Origin of the sequence: Bdellovibrio sp. HCB274 (genome assembly GCF_047306075.1) — a bacterium.
Taxonomy (GTDB): Bacteria; Bdellovibrionota; Bdellovibrionia; order Bdellovibrionales; family Bdellovibrionaceae; genus Bdellovibrio.
In genome coordinates, this window is record NZ_CP178623.1 from 3,388,057 (window position 1) to 3,404,033 (window position 15,977).

The following is a 15,977-nucleotide window of genomic DNA, read 5'->3' on the forward strand; positions in this document are numbered from 1 at the left end:
ATGCCGCCCTAACTTGATTATGGCAATGGTGCCGGTACAGGCTCTTCGCCGCCCTCAAACAAAGGGTAAAGCACGTTTACGGTATTGTTCTTTTGAGTGATTACGCACTCCTGGGAGATGATTCTGTAGCGCTCAATCGGGAAGCGGTAACCACGCTCAACCCAGCCCCAGCCAGTCCAATCAACATAACGGCGATAGCCGGTACCGATTCTTTCGCGAACTTCACGGGTTTCGAAATGATAAGTCAAAAGTGGGAAGCGGATTTTCACCACGCCGTTTGTTTCCATTTTCATTTCGGCTTTTTCGTCAAACACACAACCGTAAAGACCATCCACACTGCGCACGCGACCTTTAACCGTCTCGCCCACTTTTACTTCACGGTCTTTTGGCATTTTGAATTCAAAGAACCAGTTCACAGCCGCACCGTTGGCATAAAAGCTTGTCGTGTTCATAGTGACAGAGCCATCAAACTCGATCAAATCAGCCTGAGCTGTACGACTTTTATTTTCGTAAGTGCCTTCAAAAATATTTGCACTGGATACTGCCGGCACCAAGGCCGCCAACAACACGATTAATTTTTTCACGAAAACTCCCCTAGTTTCGGTTAAACAATATTAAATAATCTTTAGGACCCGTTTGCTCCAACAGCGTGGAGTACTTATTCGGTTCCAATTTCCTGCGATGGGTTCTGCGCGCAGTGTTTCGGATCATACAACCGAAGGCACTGGTACCTGCAGGGTCCACCGCTCCCCCGTCCAGGCATTTTGGTTCAAAATGCTGTTCTTGTTCGCGGGTCACCGGATAAGTGCTGACACTTAAACTGGTTACATCCAACTGGTATTCATTCTTAAGCTTCCACACCGGATTTGATTCCAAAAGCTGCGAGGAATAAATATTAGGAACAATCACTGCGACCCGCAAACCTTCGGCGCGGGCTTTGTTGATTCCCTCAACCAATCTTGGCATTTCATCTTTGATTGGAATGTAAACCGCTTCACGGAACAACTCTACATACGGAAGCATCGGTTCGACAATAACCACATCGTACCTGGAACCTGCTTCCTGATTTTTTTCGATGAAGCCCCTTAGCAGTTCCATTTCTTCAATTTTATTTGGAGTCACACCCAAAATCACAATAGGTGCCGCTTTGATCTCGGGCTGCAGGTTTTCAAAAACCAAAGCACCCATTTCCTCAGGTTGAGAAACGTGAGTAAATCCGATCTTAGTCACTGTTTCAGGACCCACATTAAATTTCATGGTGGCGAAGATACCTAATGCAATTAAAGCTAAGCCGCCGATCCAGTACAAATGCTTCATAGGACTATCGGCGTACCACCCCTGACCCATCATGGCAAGGCTCGTTGTATTCTGTTAGAATTGTGCTAAGTTGCGAACATTACAGAGGACCCGATCCTAATAAGACAGGTACCTACAAAAACTATGGCGACGTTAAAGAATTCTTCGATCTCTTTCCTATTAATTGGCTCTGGCCGCGTTGCCCGCCATTTAGCTCACTATTTTCATCTGTCAAATATCAGTTTTCAGACTTGGGACCGCTCCCAAGATCCTCATGCATTGCGCGTTAAAATCGCGGCAGCCACTCACGTTTTGTTGGCTATCAGCGACAGTGCGTTGCAGGGATTTTATCGCCAGCATTTGCTGGGTCACGATGACAAAGTGGCGGTGCATTTTTCTGGAGCCCACAGTTTTGACGGCATGATTGCAGCTCATCCTCTAATGACCTTTGGAGAGGACTTATACACGCTGGAGTTTTACCGTCAGATTCATTTCACGCTTACCGGAGCATCCAGTCTGGATGAGGCTTTGCCGGGTCTCACAAACACTTACTCCTGGCTGCCCTCTGCACAGAAAGCGCTTTATCATACGTACTGTGTGATGGGTGGAAATTTTGTGACCCTGTTGATTGCCAAGATGCTTTCCGGGTTTGCCACAATGAAAATCCCTGCAGAGGCCGCTCACCTGTACGTGCAAAAGGTTGTGGAAAACACCTTTGCCAATCCTGACGCCGCTTTGACGGGCCCCTTGGTTCGTAAAGATGCAGAGACTGTTAAAGCAAATCTTAAAGCTCTTGAAAATGATCCTGCTTTGAAAATTTACGAAGCCTTTCTTGAAACCTACTGGCCGGACTACCCGCGAAAGTGAGGGAATAAATCTATGAAATCCATCCTCGACTTCCAGGAAAAGAAAAACCAAAAGCAAAAGATCTCGATGATCACTTGCTATGACTACACTTTCGCTACCATCGTCGCCGACAGCAATATCGACTGCATTTTGGTGGGAGATTCATTGGCAAACACGATGCATGGATTTCCGACGACTTTGCCTGCTACCGTTAACATGATGGCCTTGCATACGGCAGCTGTGGTTCGCGGTGCGGGAGCAAAAAAATTCGTCGTGGCGGACTTTCCTTTCATGGCGAACCGCAAAGGCTTAACGGCAACGACTACAGCAGCTGAAAAAATCATGCGCGCTGGTGCTCACGCTTTGAAACTCGAAGGCGGCGACGAGTTTACTTATAAGATGATCACTCATCTGGTGAACTCGGGCGTACCTATCATGGGTCACTTGGGTCTTACTCCTCAGTCAGTGAATCAATTGGGTGGCTTTAAAGTTCAAGGCCGCGATGAAAAAGCCCAGGCTAAAATCAAAGAGCAGGCTTTGCGATTGCAGGAAGCGGGTGCTTTCTGTGTGGTGCTTGAGTGCGTGCCTTCAAAGCTTGCTGCTGAAATCACCGCTTCTCTGGATATTCCAACGATTGGCATTGGTGCCGGTCCTGATACTGACGGCCAGGTTTTGGTTTTGCAGGACATGCTGGGCATGAATCCAGGATTCAAACCGAAATTCGTTAAAACTTATTTCAACGGTTTTGAGGCGATCAAAGAAGTCTTCAACACGTACCACTCTGAAGTAGCGTCTGTGGACTTTCCGACCGAGAAAGAGAGTTACTCTTGATTCAGGTTCTGCGCACTCCGGCTGAATTCAAGGCTTGGAGAAAAAATCAGAAAGGCAGCGTTGGTTTTGTACCAACCATGGGTGCTTTACACTCGGGCCACGAAGAACTGATGAAGAACGCGCGCCGTGAAAACGACGTGGTGGTGCTTTCTATTTTCGTGAATCCCACGCAGTTCAATGATCCGAAAGATTTTGAAAAGTATCCGTTAACCTGGGATCAGGATTTAAAAACCGCAGTGAACAACAAAGTCGATGCGATTTTCTATCCTCGCTATCCTGATATGTATCCGGATGAGTACCGCTATAAAGTTAGTGAGAATTCTTATTCTAAATTATTAGACGGCGCACATCGCCCAGGCCACTTTGACGGAGTGCTTTCGGTCGTGATGAAGCTGTTTAATATTGTTTCACCGGATAAAGCTTATTTTGGCGAAAAAGATTTCCAGCAGCTTTCCCTGATCAAAGGCATGGTAGACGCCTTTTTCATGCACGTGCAAATCGTCCCCGTCGCAACCGTGCGTGAAAGCGATGGACTAGCGAAAAGTTCGCGCAATCTTCTTTTAACCAAAGAACATCGCGAAATGGCTCCCTTAATTTATAAAACTATCACCACTGCAAAATCTGCCGAAGAAGCCGCAAAGGTTCTGTCGACGAACGGATTTGAAGTGGATTATGTGACTGATATCGATGGCCGTCGTTTTGTTGCCGCGCGCTTAGGCGCTGTGAGGTTGATTGACAATGTCCAAATCTAAAGTGCTTTTTATGATGACGGGATCCATTGCATGCTACAAAGCCTGCCACGTGGTTTCGCGTTTAGTGCAAGCCGGTTGCGAGGTGCAGGTTGTGATGACTCCTGCAGCTTTAAAGTTTGTTGGTAATTCCACTCTGGAAGGACTGACGGGCAAGCCTGTTGTTAGTGATATGTACTCGCAGGGTAATGTGATGGATCACATTCATCTTATGCGTTGGGCAGATTTGGTTTTGGTGGCACCTGCCACTGCGAACTTTATCAATAAAGCGGCTCAGGGTATCGGCGATGATCTGGTTTCGACCTTGTTCCTGGCCCATGATTTTAAAAAACCATTCTTATTGGCACCCGCGATGAATACTTCCATGTATTTGCATCCGGTAACGCAAAAATCTTTGGCGTCTTTGAAATCCTATGGAATTGAAATTTTGGATTCAGCATCAGGGATCCTGGCTTGTGGCGAGGAAGGTTACGGCAAACTTTTGGATCCGGATGAGATCCTAAAAATCACTCTGGCTCATCTGCATAAAACAAATTCTGAAGTTCAGACTGAAAATGGTGCGAAAGCCCTGGCTCCCCGTTCTTCAGAACTTTCCAAAATCAAAGTTCTGGTGACAGCGGGTAGAACTCAGGAACCTATTGATACGGTTCGCACAATTACGAATTTAAGCTCCGGCCGCACGGGAGTTTCTTTGGCCGAGTACTTAAGCCAGATGGGATTTGAAGTCACTTTGTTGCAGGCTCATGGCACAGCCAAGGCTGAACACGTGAATCATCGCGATTACTTCACGAGCTTTGCCTCTCTGGATTCCCAGCTGAAAAAGTATTTGTCAGAGCAGGACTTCACCCATGTGATTCATGCAGCGGCAGTTAGTGACTATTCTGTGGATTCGATCGAAGTCGAAGGCAAACACTACCGCCCTTTGGAAGTTAAAAAAGTAAGCTCTGATGCTGAAGGCATGAATATTCATTTGAAGCGCAACCACAAGATTGTGGATCGCCTTAAAGAGTACTCGCGTAATAAAGAAATCAAAGTCGTGGCGTTTAAACTGACAAGCCACGCGACAGATGAACAAAAGAAAGCAGCAGTGGATAAGCTCTTCAAAGGCTCCCATGCGGATTTCATCGTTCACAACGACTTAACGGATATTGATATTGTAAAACGCACTCACAAATTCACCTTGTACAATCACCACAGCTTTATTGCTTGCGAGAATCTGGATCAGCTGACCAGCGAACTGATCCGCGTGATGCTACCAAAGGAAAATCTATGATTCTATGCCTTGATGTGGGTAATACCCAAATCTTTGCCGGACTTTTTGATAAGGACAAGATGGTCTTGTCCTTCCGTAAGAACTCCAAAAGCGGCGCATCTTCGGATGAAACCGGTATTTTTCTGCGCACAGCGATTCGTGAAAACGGCTACGATCCTGCAATGGTGAAACAGATCGCCATCTGTTCGGTAGTACCCGAAGTGATCTACTCACTGCGTGGCGCCTGTATGAAGTACTTCAATATCAATCCCTTCATCCTGCAAGCGGGAGTTAAAACCGGTCTTCGCGTAAAGTACCGCAATCCTTCTGAGGTGGGCGCGGATCGTATAGCGAACTCTATTGCTGGGGCCCATCTTTACCCTAATAAGAACCTGATCATCGTTGATCTGGGAACGGCGACCACTTTCTGTGCGGTATCCAAGGAAAAAGATTACCTGGGCGGTTCCATCGTTGCCGGTCTTCGTCTTTGTATGGAAGCCCTGGAAAGCAAAACGGCCAAGCTGCCTTCAGTGGAAATTGTTTCTATGCACGAGGCCCTGGGTCGCACCACGATTGAAAGTATTCAGTCGGGTCTTTACTACGGTCATCTGGGCACGATGAAAGAAATCATTTCGCGCGTAACGCGTGAATGCTTCCCGGATGAAAAGCCATTTGTTATCGGCACCGGCGGATTCTCGTCCCTGTTTGAAAAAGAAAAAGTTTTTGATGCTATTATCCCTGACTTGGTTTTGAAAGGTATGCTGATTTCGCTTCAGCAAAATGCTTAGAGGTTATTTATGAATATTTCACTCCTTAGAACAAAAATTCACCGCGCCACTGTTACTGAATCCGACTTGAACTACGAGGGTTCCATCAGCATCTGCCCTGATTTGATTAAAGCATCTGGTTTAGTCATGAACGAAAGAGTCGACATCTATAACTGCAACAACGGCGCAAGATTTTCGACTTACGTGATCCTGGGTGACAAAGGCGACATCTGTCTAAACGGAGCCGCTGCCCGCCACGTCCAAAAGGGCGACCTGGTCATCATCTGCTCTTACTGCGGCCTTTCCATGGAAGAAGCCAAAAAATTTGAACCAACAGTAGTTTTCGTGGACGAAAAAAATCGCGTAAAACAAAAACGCGCGGAATCCCACAAAAACAACAAAAAGAAAAAGAAGAAATAGGTACGGACACACTTTTGGTAGCAGCACTGCACAAAATCCCGGGCTCTCACCCGGGATTTTTTTATTTCTTCTTTAAGCCCGTCGAGAACGGCGACGATGTCGTTCCTTCCGAAGCGAAGTACTGACAGGCAAATCGAATCTGCCCATAACTCACAACTAATCTCTTTTTATTATTGCAAATAGGGTTATCAGGAAAGACGATGGTCGAAACTACGGTCTCGTCACGACCTCCACTCATTGTCTTGGATCTGATAATTTCAACCACTGTGTTACGGCCATTACTATCTTCACCGCAATTATTCGGCTCGGTAATGACGAACTTTAAGCGAAGAATCGTTTCGTAATCCTCTTGGAAGTATATCGATCCTTCCATGGGATTGCTTCCAACACTGGTTTCGTAGGTCATTAGGTTTCCGTCTTGGAACAATCTGGAACCAACAATCTGCGCACCGAAATTGCCGCTACCGTTAGATGCTTCACAGGAAAATAAATCACGGATACCAAACTGGGATCCAATCTTACCTTTTCTTTTTGCGACACTTACAATCGATGTTGCGATAGCGTCCAAAAGTTCTCTGCCCGAATGAAAAGGACCGATCCGTTCATTATCCGATATAGATTTACCTTCGATCACCGTTTTATGTTCAAATTCATGAGTAATCAGAAAAAGAACCTGAACTGGCGCCATTGTGCGCAGTGAATCCCTATGAAACTCGATAGTCCCCTCGGGGCCCAAGCTGGTTCGGGCGGCAACAGACATAGGTTTACCATCGGGTCCCTGCACATAGAGCGGTTTTTCGCGCAATACAAACTCTGTTGGTTTTTGACCACTGCTTAGAATTAAGATCTGCTGACCGATTTTGAAAAAGAAATCCCGGCAGAACTGACTCTGCTCCTCAGACAATCGGTCCGATTTACAAAATTTTTCTTTTTCCTCGGGTTGATTCAAAACATACTTGATCGTCGCATTCATCGACTCGCGAGTCGCACGCAAAAACTCAAAAACCGGATCCCCGCCATTACCCACAACAGTTCCTGAAGCCTGCGCTTGCAGTCCTATCGACAACATAACGGCAACGATCAGATAACTTATCTTAAGTATTTGATTCTTCATTGATCGCCCCAATAGGAGTTAGGTGTATTGCTACTTGAACCAAGGAATCTTTGCCTTGGGGATTTTTTTCGATAAATTCCAGCAATTGCTGCTGAAACGAATCCACCAAGCCTCTTAGCTCATCCATTTTATTTTTATCTACAGAAACCAAAACTGTTGAAGACTTGCGACGGTGTGATGGTAAGACCGAAATACCCCGATGAGCAATATCCAAGGCCTTTTTATGAAAGGAGCGGATATTCTCATTTGGAATTTCATTCGTCGTTGCTACCGCGCTCTCCTCTGGAACAATCTTGCCTTCGGGAGTTCTACGCCAGAACCCTTCACGAATAAGAAAATCCACCGATTTCTGAATTCGCTCGGGACTGACAAATCCCGAAAGCATGCGGTGAAGATTCTGCGGTTCTGGAGAAAATCCTTTCAGATTCACTAAGTCTTTCACATAAGGATGAACCCAATCCGAAAGAATATGGTTTTTAGCCATACGCTTCGCCGGTGCAAATACATCGGTGGTATTTGATACTACTTTTAAAACATTCCCTAAAAGTTGCTTATCAAGATAATCCTGCTCGATTTTGGTTAACTTAAAAACCACCGCCAACGCTGGAAGATTATCACGGGTCACTTGTCTGTGACCGTTGATTATCTGAGAAACCAATGTCTGCGACAATCCGCCAACACGCTGAGTTCTTTGTCTTAAACTGAAGGAACCCTTTTTTTTATAGTATTCGAACAGAGCCCGAAGAAACTTTGCCGCCTCCCCATAGTCAAAGACTACAGGGCGAACAAGTTCCGCAACTAAACTCTGAGATCTCACTTATAAGTTCCCAAAAATTTGCAGTTAACCGTGACAATTAAATGGTCGCCAGTGATTTCATCCGTAATTTCAGCTCTAGCAGGTGTGATTTCGGCATCAGTAAATACCGGAGTTGTTCCATCAACACGTGTTTTGGTCCAACCATTAACAGGATCGAAAGGATTGAATCGCTCCAGGCAAGAAACTCTAGGATCACTCATGCACGAAGATGGTTCACCCGGCTGGGACTTTGAACAATATCCAACAGCCACACCCATGCATGTAAACTGACGGGCCTCTAAACCCGTAGAGCCGGAAATCGGGCGCGATGCGTGCTTATAATACAAGTTTAAATTTACAGCCGCTACCCCGCTGGAATTTTCCAAATTCATTTTTAATGATGTACGGCCGATTGTTTCAGTATATGGCTTAGTCGTGCCGTCAGCACTAGGAAGTCTGACAATCGAAAGATCCTGTGTTTGAACCGCATCAATTCCAGCGTTCACATAATTGATATTTGCAGTACAAGCAAAATGATCTGCCACAACAGCCTGAGAAGTGCTCGCGCCAAGAATAAATAAAGAAGCTAATACTAGATGTTTCATGTGTTCTCCCAAAATTGTTTAATTCAAAAACGATTTCGACGTCGATGAAGAAACTATTGCAGGATATTCTTGCGTTGCCAAGAGGGGCCGGTCATCAAAATGATTGCATATGTAATCACTGCGGCATGCAGTTAGTCGATGGATTCGACTTCGATACCGGCATTCAACAGCATTTCGGCAAGGACGCCGTTACCTTCGATGGTTTTTCCGCTGTAAGTGCCGTCATAAATTCGGCCGCAGCCGCACATTGGGGATTTGGATTTTAACATGGCTTCTTTCACGCCGAACTTCAGCGCGATTTCCAAAGCTTTTTGAGCGCCACATTTGTACTCAGCCGTAACGTCCTTGCCGTTCTTATCGATAACTTTGTCACCGATACGTTCAGCCGGAGTGCGTGGCGTGGAAAGACCGCCCATTTCTTCAGGGCAAACGGCGATAGTCATCTCTTCCTCGTGGAGGACGGTGACTTCCTCGCGCAGCTGATGTTTTCCATCATAGCGGCACGGTTTTCCGATTAGGCAGGCTGATACCAGGATCTTTCCTTCGCTCATAAGCTGGAAAGGTAACACATTTACCTCTGAAACTCGCCTCCCCTGCAGAAACTGCAGGATTGTCCAATAACTAGTCAGCAAAGGTACGGACCTACTTTGTAGGTAAGTCCGTACCTCACGGCGCATGACTGCTGGCGCTACAAAAAGGGAACTGTTACCCTTGGGGAATATGGGTATTACGTTATTGCAGTTACAGGATGGGCATAAGGCCTTTGGTGCTAAGGTTCTTTTTGATCAGGCGACTTTCGCGATCAATGAGGGCGAGCATGTGGGCGTTATTGGGCCCAATGGGGCGGGCAAGACGACCTTATTTAAGATTCTGGTGGATCAGGAGCACTTGGATAGCGGTATTGTGACCAAGTCTCAACAACTGCGCTTAGGTTACTTGGAACAGGAATCTGACTGGAATATCTCTGAAAAAGTGGAAGAGTATCTGGAAAAAAGCTGCATCACTCCGCTTTGGGAGTTGAAGCAATTCGGCTTAAAGCTGGGTCTGACAGAACGTCATTTTCAATCTCATTTAAAAGAACTAAGCGGTGGCTTCCGCATGCGTGTGAAGCTTTTGTATCTAATCGGACAAGAACCGAATCTGCTGCTTCTGGATGAGCCGACGAACTTTTTGGATCTGGAAACTTTGTTGGTTCTGGAAAGCTTTCTGCAAGAGTACAAAGGTGCTTTCCTGCTAATTTCACATGACCGCGAATTTTTGCGTCGAGTGACAGATCATATTCTGGAAGTCGAAGCTGGCGACATCGTAAAGTTTGCCGGAAATCTGGACGACTACTTTGAACAAAAGGCCATGCTTGCAGAACTTCTGCAAAAGCAAGCACTCAGCCAGGCCGCCAAAAAGAAATCCATCATGGACTTCGTCACCCGATTTGGGGCGAAGGCCACCAAAGCCCGTCAGGCACAATCTCGTCTGAAGGCTTTGGAAAAAATGGAGACGATTGAACTTAAAGCGGCCCCAACTCACTCGACTATTCATATTCCCCCGGCAAGTCCTACGGGAAAAATGATTTTGGAGATTGAAAGTGCAGATTGCGGCTATGGCGACAAGGTTATCCTAAAGGATGTCACTGTTCGTCTGGAGCGCGGCAATCACTTGGGTATCGTGGGATTAAACGGTGCCGGTAAGTCGACGCTGCTAAAATCGCTGGGCGAACAGATTCCACTTTTGCGCGGTTCAATTAAATGGGGCCATCAGGTAAGCTTGTCTTACTTTGCCCAACATACACCCGAGGCATTGAATCCGGAGCACACTGTGTTGGAAGCCCTGGCATCCCTAGCTCATAAAGACGTTATTCAGCAGGATGTTTTAAATATCGCGGGAAGCTTGTTGTTCAGCGGAGACGCTGTTCACAAGAAAGTAAAAGTTCTTTCGGGTGGAGAAAAATCCCGCGTGGCCTTGGGGCAAATTCTTTTGCAGAAATCCCCACTGTTGCTGCTGGATGAGCCCACGAATCACTTGGACTTTGACACTGTAGAAGCCCTGACCACAGCACTTGAGCGTTATGAAGGTACGATTGTAACTGTCAGCCATGATCGCGGCTTCATCGGACGTGTCGCGAATAAAATTTTGGAAGTGAACCACGGTTTACTGACACTTTATCCGGGAACTTATGACGAGTACGTGTGGAGTTTGCAAAAAGGTTTCCTTTCTGAACGTGTGATGAATCCCCAGGATGTAAATCGCACGAACGTAGGCGCAGGCTCTGCGGAACCGGCAAAGTTCAACTACAAGGAAGAGCGCAAAAGAATTGAAACGCAAATCAAAAAAGCCCAAAAGGTGATCGAAGATTCTGACAAGCGTTTAGCGGTACTGGCTAAAAAACGCGACGACATGAATGAACAACTGATCGCAGGGACTGCGGCGAACTCGGCAGGCCTCGCTAAAGACCTTCACGAAGTCAGTGGTCAGATTGAAGATCTGGAAACCCTGATGCTTCAGGCAATGGAAGAGCAACATACTTTTGAACAAGAACTAAAGAACCTGATAGGATAAGTTATGAAGAATCTGATCTCGTTAATGGCAATGACTGTTCTGGTTTCTGGATGCGCAAGCCAACTTAAAAAAGACTGCGAAAGCACCAACTGGTTTCAGCACGGTGAAAGTGTGGCAATGCGCGGGGAATGGCTTTCCTCAGATCCAAAACTTCTTTCGTGCCGTAAAGAGGAAGCCGAAATCAGCGAATCTCAAGCGGATCAGGGTTTCAAAAGTGGCCGTATCAAATACTGCACCAAAGAAAACTCATACCTGGTGGGCAAATCAGGGGATCCTTTCGTACCGCAATTCTGCGAAGGTTCCGATGTAAAAACCCTGACCTCCAGCCACACCAAAGGGATTCGTGACTACTGCGCAAAAAGTAACGGCTTCACTGCTGGTGCTTCCGGCAAAAAGTACCGCAACCTGTGCCCGACGGATTTGGAATCAGGGTTTATGCCTGAGTATAAAAAAGGCCGCCTAAGATACGTTGAGGCACAGATCAAGAACGCTGAAGACCGCCGCCGTGAACTTGACTATAAAATGCGTTTAGCCGTTATGGAAGTGGCCTCAGCGCAAAACAAAGTTCACATGCTTCGTAGTCAGCAATCGTCCTTAGAGGCACAACGTATTTTTGCAAATGACAGCAACAATCAAGCGCTGAAAGATGACATAAACAATCGAATTAGTGCTGCAGACTCGAATGTTCGCCAAGCAGAATGGAAAGTGAACGACGCCGAAAGAGCAAAGAACAGCATTCAGGCCGAGATGGATAAGCTTTCAAAAGAAATCAGCGACTACCGTACCGAAATGGCGGGACTATAAAAGGAATAAAAAAAGGGGCTCTGCAAAGCCCCTTTTTATTTCTAGAATCTAAACCACTCAATGGCATCGACATAAGCCTTTGGCTGATAAGCATTGGCTGTTTTATCCCAGCGTACTTCCTGCCAACCAAGGCTCTTAAACGACGTGCTGTCCACGTCGCGGTTCTTAATAAAGTCTTTTACGTTCAGTACCTGTGCTAGGTCATCACGCTTCATTAACAAGGAAGGCAGATGGAACTGCACAAAGGACATGCCCTTGTTTTCGAACGCAAAACCTTCTGCTCCGGATTTCAGATAACCATTGTAATAGACCTGAGCTTTTGGATCACAGTGTTCCACGACCAAAAGCTTTTCTGTGCTTTCAGAATAGTCCATCACGTAACTGAAACTAAATCCGCCACACTTTTCAACGATCGTGCGATTGGCTTTGATTTGCCCGAAGGTTTTAATCGGAATCGGGAACTTTGAAGGCAACATCCATAAGTTATCTTCATCACGAAGTGCAATCTGAGTTTGCGGCTGAGCCTTGGCGATCTTCATAAATTCCTGGAAGGCTGGCCCCGAAGTGGAAATCTTCTGATTACTTACGTACAAAACATCAAAGCTCGCCTCGGCAAAAGCATTGTGATAACCACGGCTTTGCAGTTCATTGGCAAACTTTGCAGCAAAAATTCTGTAGGTATTTGAAGTCTTACCCAGATCAGAACTGGTTACATAGTGATTGAAGTTCTTTAATGTGGCCGAAGCTCTGGCTAAGGTAGATGCCGTTTCGTCACCTGCCACCGATAGTACCGGATTATATTCGTGGCGCAGCATCGCGGAAATGCCACGGGTGAATTGATAGCGCTCGCCCACTGATAGACTTTTATAAGATTTGATCCAGCTGCTTAAAATCAAAGGACGCAAACTCATCTCGAGGACTTCAGATTCTAGGGCTGAAAGATCCTGGTTCTTTGCGCAGACTTCATAGTCTTCAGATTGCTTCCAAGGTGATTCACAATATGCCGAAGGTGACTTAATCACATAAGGCCACTTCACCGGAAGCAATGCTGTTTTCAAATGTGACTTTGGATCACCGATATCCAGATCACCCGTTTGCAGGTAAACCAGGAAATCGGTTGCGACTTCCTCTAGTAGTTCCTGTTGAACGAATAAGGTTTCATTACGTTCGCGGTACCAGATTTTACTGAGCGCTTTTTCCAAATGCCCTGGTGCCTCCAGCAAATTCTGACCGATAAAGATCGTATGGCCTTTAATGCGGAACATGTTCGGATGATCTTCTGTGATCAGAATCTGCACCCTTTGATAGAATGGCTCGATGCTTTCCAAAACACGTTCCGTAGCACCCACGCGCAGGTTCAGGCTCTTTAGGTTATTCCCAAAGTAGCTGCTATAGCGGGTCGCCTTATTCAATGAACAACGATAGACCTCGTCATGTTGTCGCCCCGAGGTTCTGTCAATTTTCTCGACAACCTTGGAATCGATACATAGAGGCCTTTGGTTCATCTTGATGACGACCAGGCTAAGTATGCCAAAACAGACAAAAGATAGTATTGTGAGCCAACGTGAAAGCATATCACAGGCTAGGATTGCAAAAGGCGGACCTCCCGAGTTTGAATTTTCTCTAAGAAAATCGGGTCATGGGAGACCACGATCAAAGCTCCCTGATATGCCAGCAAAACGTCCTCCAATACCTCCAGACTGCTGATATCCAGATTGTTGGTAGGCTCGTCCAGCACCAACAAATCCGGCACCACATCGGCAAGGAAAACTTTTGCGAGACAAAGCTTCAGTTTTTCTCCACCACTTAAGCTTTCTGCCTCTTGATGAACCCGATCTGCAAAAAACTGAAAGGCCGCAAGCTCATTGCGAATCCATTCCGCTCCCTTGCTGCTGACATCCATGATGTTTTCCAAAACCGATTGATCAAAGCGAAGCAGACTGTATTCCTGATCGATCATACTGGTGCGCAGACTTCCCAAAGATAGATTTCCCTGAACCTCTCCCTGAGGTACTTCGCCTTTGGATAGCAAAAGTTGCAGGAAAGTCGTTTTGCCAGCTCCATTTTTTCCGGTGAAAGCCCAGCGCTCCGGCCCTTTCATATGCATAGTTAGATTTTCGGGCCAAAGCCAATTCTCAACCCCGACGAAACGGAAGTTGAAATCTTCCACCGAGAAAATTAGCTTCTCTGCCGGCATTTTCACACCTAGATCCTTCAACCTCAAAGTGGTCTGCGTGCGCATACCTGCATAGTGCGATTGAAATTCCGCACTGGCAGCGCCAGCTCTTTGGCTTTCGTTGGCATTAATTGTTCCTAAGGTCACTTGCGCTGCGCGCTTTAAGCCGCCCACGACAATGCGGGGAATCCCACCCTTATCGGCGATCGCCTGACCACGACGCATGCGTTTTTCCTGAGTTTCAACTTTTGAATGAAGTTCCCTTTCGGTTTTCTTCTTTTCACGACGTAACTGATTCAAGGTCGACTGTTCCTGCTCGATCTCCTGTCTTCGCTGTTGCTCGTAAAAAGAATAGCTGCCTCCATAGACGCGCATACCTTGGTTGGACATTTCCATGATGGTGTCCATCTCCTCCAATAGCTCGCGGTCATGGCTGATAATCAGAAGATTGCCATTAAAGCCATGGGCGAATTCCACGATTCTTTTTTTGGCTTCACGATCCAGGTTGTTCGTGGGCTCATCCAGAATCAATAAACCGGAATTCCCAGCGATAGCCTTGGCCATGCGCACGCGAGTCCACTCGCCGCCACTTAAAAGTTTAAGCGGACGTTCAAAGGGAATATCCCCCAATAAAGTTTCCTGAGTCACAGCATCGAGCTGCGCCGACTCCCAGATTTCCACCAGGAACTCCCCTACGGTTTGATCCGGACGGTCTTCCATTTGTTTTAGGTACGTGATCGGATGACTGGCATGGATCTCCCCTTCCGTCGCAGAAAGCACTGCCGACAGAATTTTCGCCAACGTGGATTTACCGATCCCATTGGGACCGACCAATCCATAGCGACCTGCACCCATGCTGAAATTCAATGACGAGAACAAACGCAGCCCATTGCTGTGCTCATAGCCCACATTGTGAGCTGTGATTTGAAATATTCTATTTTGCATATTGGAAAAATCCATCTCTTGGGATCCTGAAGGTCCCGAATGAAGTTCTTAAAAAGAGGAGTAAGATGGATTTATTTTCTCATAGACGCCGGGAGTTCCCGGCCGATCCAGTGTAGCAAAGAATTTTCACTTATGCTAGTATTCAGCCCATGAAGAAGCTTTTAATCATTCAGCACGAACTGGATGGCCCCCCGGGTACAACCTTGGACTGGGCGTCTCAAAATAGCTATGCAGTTGAATTCTGGCATCCGGCAGAGGACTCTCACGTTCCAAACGCCAAGGCCTATGACGGCGTCGTTATCTGCGGCGGCAGCATGGATACCTTTGAAGAGGAAAAATTCCCGTGGCTTCGTACCGAGAAAAAGTTTATTCGCGAGCTCATCGATAACGATGCAAAGATATTTGGTCTGTGTCTTGGGTCTCAGCTGATTGCAGAGATCATGGGCGGCAAAGTTCTGATACACGAGCCCGGCTGGGAAGTGGGATTTGTTCCTGTGCAAACCACCGACGGCGAAACCATTCCGGCATTTCATTGGCATCACTGCACGTTTACGCTGCCTCCGGGGGCAGAACTGATCGCAACCAATGAGTTTTGTAAGAACCAGGCCTATAAACTTGGCGACAACATCATAGCGACGCAGTTTCATCCGGAAACGACAGATGAATGGATTAAGGAATGTGCCGACGAAGTAAGCCCTGAACAACAGGGTCAGGTTCAGAGACGAACCGAGATGCTGGAATCACTGCCTCTAAGAAAGCAATTGCAGGTATGGTATTTCAAACAATTGGATAAATTATTTAAATCTTAGTTTTCAAAAAATAA

17 protein-coding genes are annotated in these 15,977 nt (G+C 46.5%); 9 read left to right on the forward strand and 8 right to left on the reverse strand.

The genetic code is table 11. From position 1 onward, the window contains the following. Positions 1-17: 17 nt before the first annotated feature. The gene (locus ACLWNV_RS16390; RefSeq protein ID WP_413585519.1) at positions 18-584 is read right to left on the reverse strand and encodes a hypothetical protein; all 567 of its coding nucleotides are present in this window, start codon (positions 582-584) and stop codon (positions 18-20) included. Positions 585-594: 10 nt separating this feature from the next. Further along, positions 595-1,257 (reverse strand): hypothetical protein, encoded by a 663-nt coding sequence (locus tag ACLWNV_RS16395; protein ID WP_413585520.1) that lies wholly within the window; start codon positions 1,255-1,257, stop codon positions 595-597. 183 nt (positions 1,258-1,440) lie between these two features. Here ACLWNV_RS16395 and ACLWNV_RS16400 point away from each other — a divergent pair, with 183 nt between their 5' ends. Genes ACLWNV_RS16400 through panD form a run of 6 tightly spaced genes read left to right on the forward strand, consistent with a single transcriptional unit; the run spans position 1,441 to position 6,161 of the window. Then, positions 1,441-2,163 (forward strand): DUF2520 domain-containing protein, encoded by a 723-nt coding sequence (locus ACLWNV_RS16400; RefSeq protein WP_413585521.1) that lies wholly within the window; start codon positions 1,441-1,443, stop codon positions 2,161-2,163. Positions 2,164-2,175: 12 nt separating this feature from the next. Continuing rightward, positions 2,176-2,973 carry a 3-methyl-2-oxobutanoate hydroxymethyltransferase gene (panB, locus tag ACLWNV_RS16405; protein WP_413585522.1) on the forward strand — a complete coding sequence of 266 codons (798 nt, stop codon included), beginning with the start codon at positions 2,176-2,178 and terminating at the stop codon, positions 2,971-2,973. Further along, complete coding sequence (gene panC / locus ACLWNV_RS16410) at positions 2,970-3,725, forward strand: pantoate--beta-alanine ligase (RefSeq protein WP_413585523.1); 756 nt, start codon at positions 2,970-2,972, stop codon at positions 3,723-3,725. Before panB ends, panC begins: the two co-directional genes overlap by 4 nt. Continuing rightward, the gene (gene coaBC, locus ACLWNV_RS16415; protein WP_413585525.1) at positions 3,712-4,995 is read left to right on the forward strand and encodes a bifunctional phosphopantothenoylcysteine decarboxylase/phosphopantothenate--cysteine ligase CoaBC; all 1,284 of its coding nucleotides are present in this window, start codon (positions 3,712-3,714) and stop codon (positions 4,993-4,995) included. Before panC ends, coaBC begins: the two co-directional genes overlap by 14 nt. Further along, on the forward strand, positions 4,992-5,762 hold the full coding sequence (locus tag ACLWNV_RS16420) for a type III pantothenate kinase (RefSeq protein ID WP_413585526.1): 771 nt from the start codon (positions 4,992-4,994) through the stop codon (positions 5,760-5,762). The genes coaBC and ACLWNV_RS16420 overlap by 4 nt, the downstream gene beginning before the upstream one ends. Positions 5,763-5,771: 9 nt before the next feature. Next, a complete protein-coding gene (gene panD, locus ACLWNV_RS16425) occupies positions 5,772-6,161 on the forward strand; it encodes an aspartate 1-decarboxylase (RefSeq protein WP_413585527.1) in 390 nt (129 codons plus the stop codon). Positions 6,162-6,222: 61 nt separating this feature from the next. Here the strand turns inward: panD and ACLWNV_RS16430 are convergent, their stop codons facing one another. The 4 genes from ACLWNV_RS16430 to ACLWNV_RS16445 form a co-directional block, all read right to left on the reverse strand. Then, positions 6,223-7,275 (reverse strand): hypothetical protein, encoded by a 1,053-nt coding sequence (locus ACLWNV_RS16430; protein ID WP_413585528.1) that lies wholly within the window; start codon positions 7,273-7,275, stop codon positions 6,223-6,225. Continuing rightward, entirely contained in the window at positions 7,256-8,092 is an 837-nt protein-coding gene (locus tag ACLWNV_RS16435) for a DUF4423 domain-containing protein (protein ID WP_413585530.1), read from the reverse strand. Before ACLWNV_RS16435 ends, ACLWNV_RS16430 begins: the two co-directional genes overlap by 20 nt. Then, entirely contained in the window at positions 8,089-8,676 is a 588-nt protein-coding gene (locus ACLWNV_RS16440; protein WP_413585531.1) for a hypothetical protein, read from the reverse strand. Before ACLWNV_RS16440 ends, ACLWNV_RS16435 begins: the two co-directional genes overlap by 4 nt. Before the next feature lie 131 nt (positions 8,677-8,807). Beyond that, complete coding sequence (locus tag ACLWNV_RS16445; protein WP_413585532.1) at positions 8,808-9,227, reverse strand: DUF523 domain-containing protein; 420 nt, start codon at positions 9,225-9,227, stop codon at positions 8,808-8,810. Positions 9,228-9,396: 169 nt separating this feature from the next. Between ACLWNV_RS16445 and ACLWNV_RS16450 the strand changes: the two genes are divergently transcribed. Both ACLWNV_RS16450 and ACLWNV_RS16455 read left to right on the forward strand, forming a co-directional pair. Next, entirely contained in the window at positions 9,397-11,229 is a 1,833-nt protein-coding gene (locus ACLWNV_RS16450) for an ATP-binding cassette domain-containing protein (RefSeq protein ID WP_413585533.1), read from the forward strand. A gap of 3 nt (positions 11,230-11,232) precedes the next feature. Beyond that, on the forward strand, positions 11,233-12,033 hold the full coding sequence (locus ACLWNV_RS16455; RefSeq protein WP_413585534.1) for a DUF2799 domain-containing protein: 801 nt from the start codon (positions 11,233-11,235) through the stop codon (positions 12,031-12,033). Between the two features lie 41 nt (positions 12,034-12,074). Here ACLWNV_RS16455 and ACLWNV_RS16460 read toward each other — a convergent pair whose 3' ends face one another. Then, a complete protein-coding gene (locus tag ACLWNV_RS16460) occupies positions 12,075-13,445 on the reverse strand; it encodes a hypothetical protein (RefSeq protein ID WP_413585535.1) in 1,371 nt (456 codons plus the stop codon). Between the two features lie 170 nt (positions 13,446-13,615). Continuing rightward, positions 13,616-15,154 carry an ABC-F family ATP-binding cassette domain-containing protein gene (locus ACLWNV_RS16465; RefSeq protein ID WP_413585536.1) on the reverse strand — a complete coding sequence of 513 codons (1,539 nt, stop codon included), beginning with the start codon at positions 15,152-15,154 and terminating at the stop codon, positions 13,616-13,618. A gap of 149 nt (positions 15,155-15,303) precedes the next feature. Here ACLWNV_RS16465 and ACLWNV_RS16470 point away from each other — a divergent pair, with 149 nt between their 5' ends. Further along, positions 15,304-15,963 carry a type 1 glutamine amidotransferase gene (locus ACLWNV_RS16470; protein WP_413585537.1) on the forward strand — a complete coding sequence of 220 codons (660 nt, stop codon included), beginning with the start codon at positions 15,304-15,306 and terminating at the stop codon, positions 15,961-15,963. The last annotated feature ends 14 nt before the right edge of the window (positions 15,964-15,977 follow it).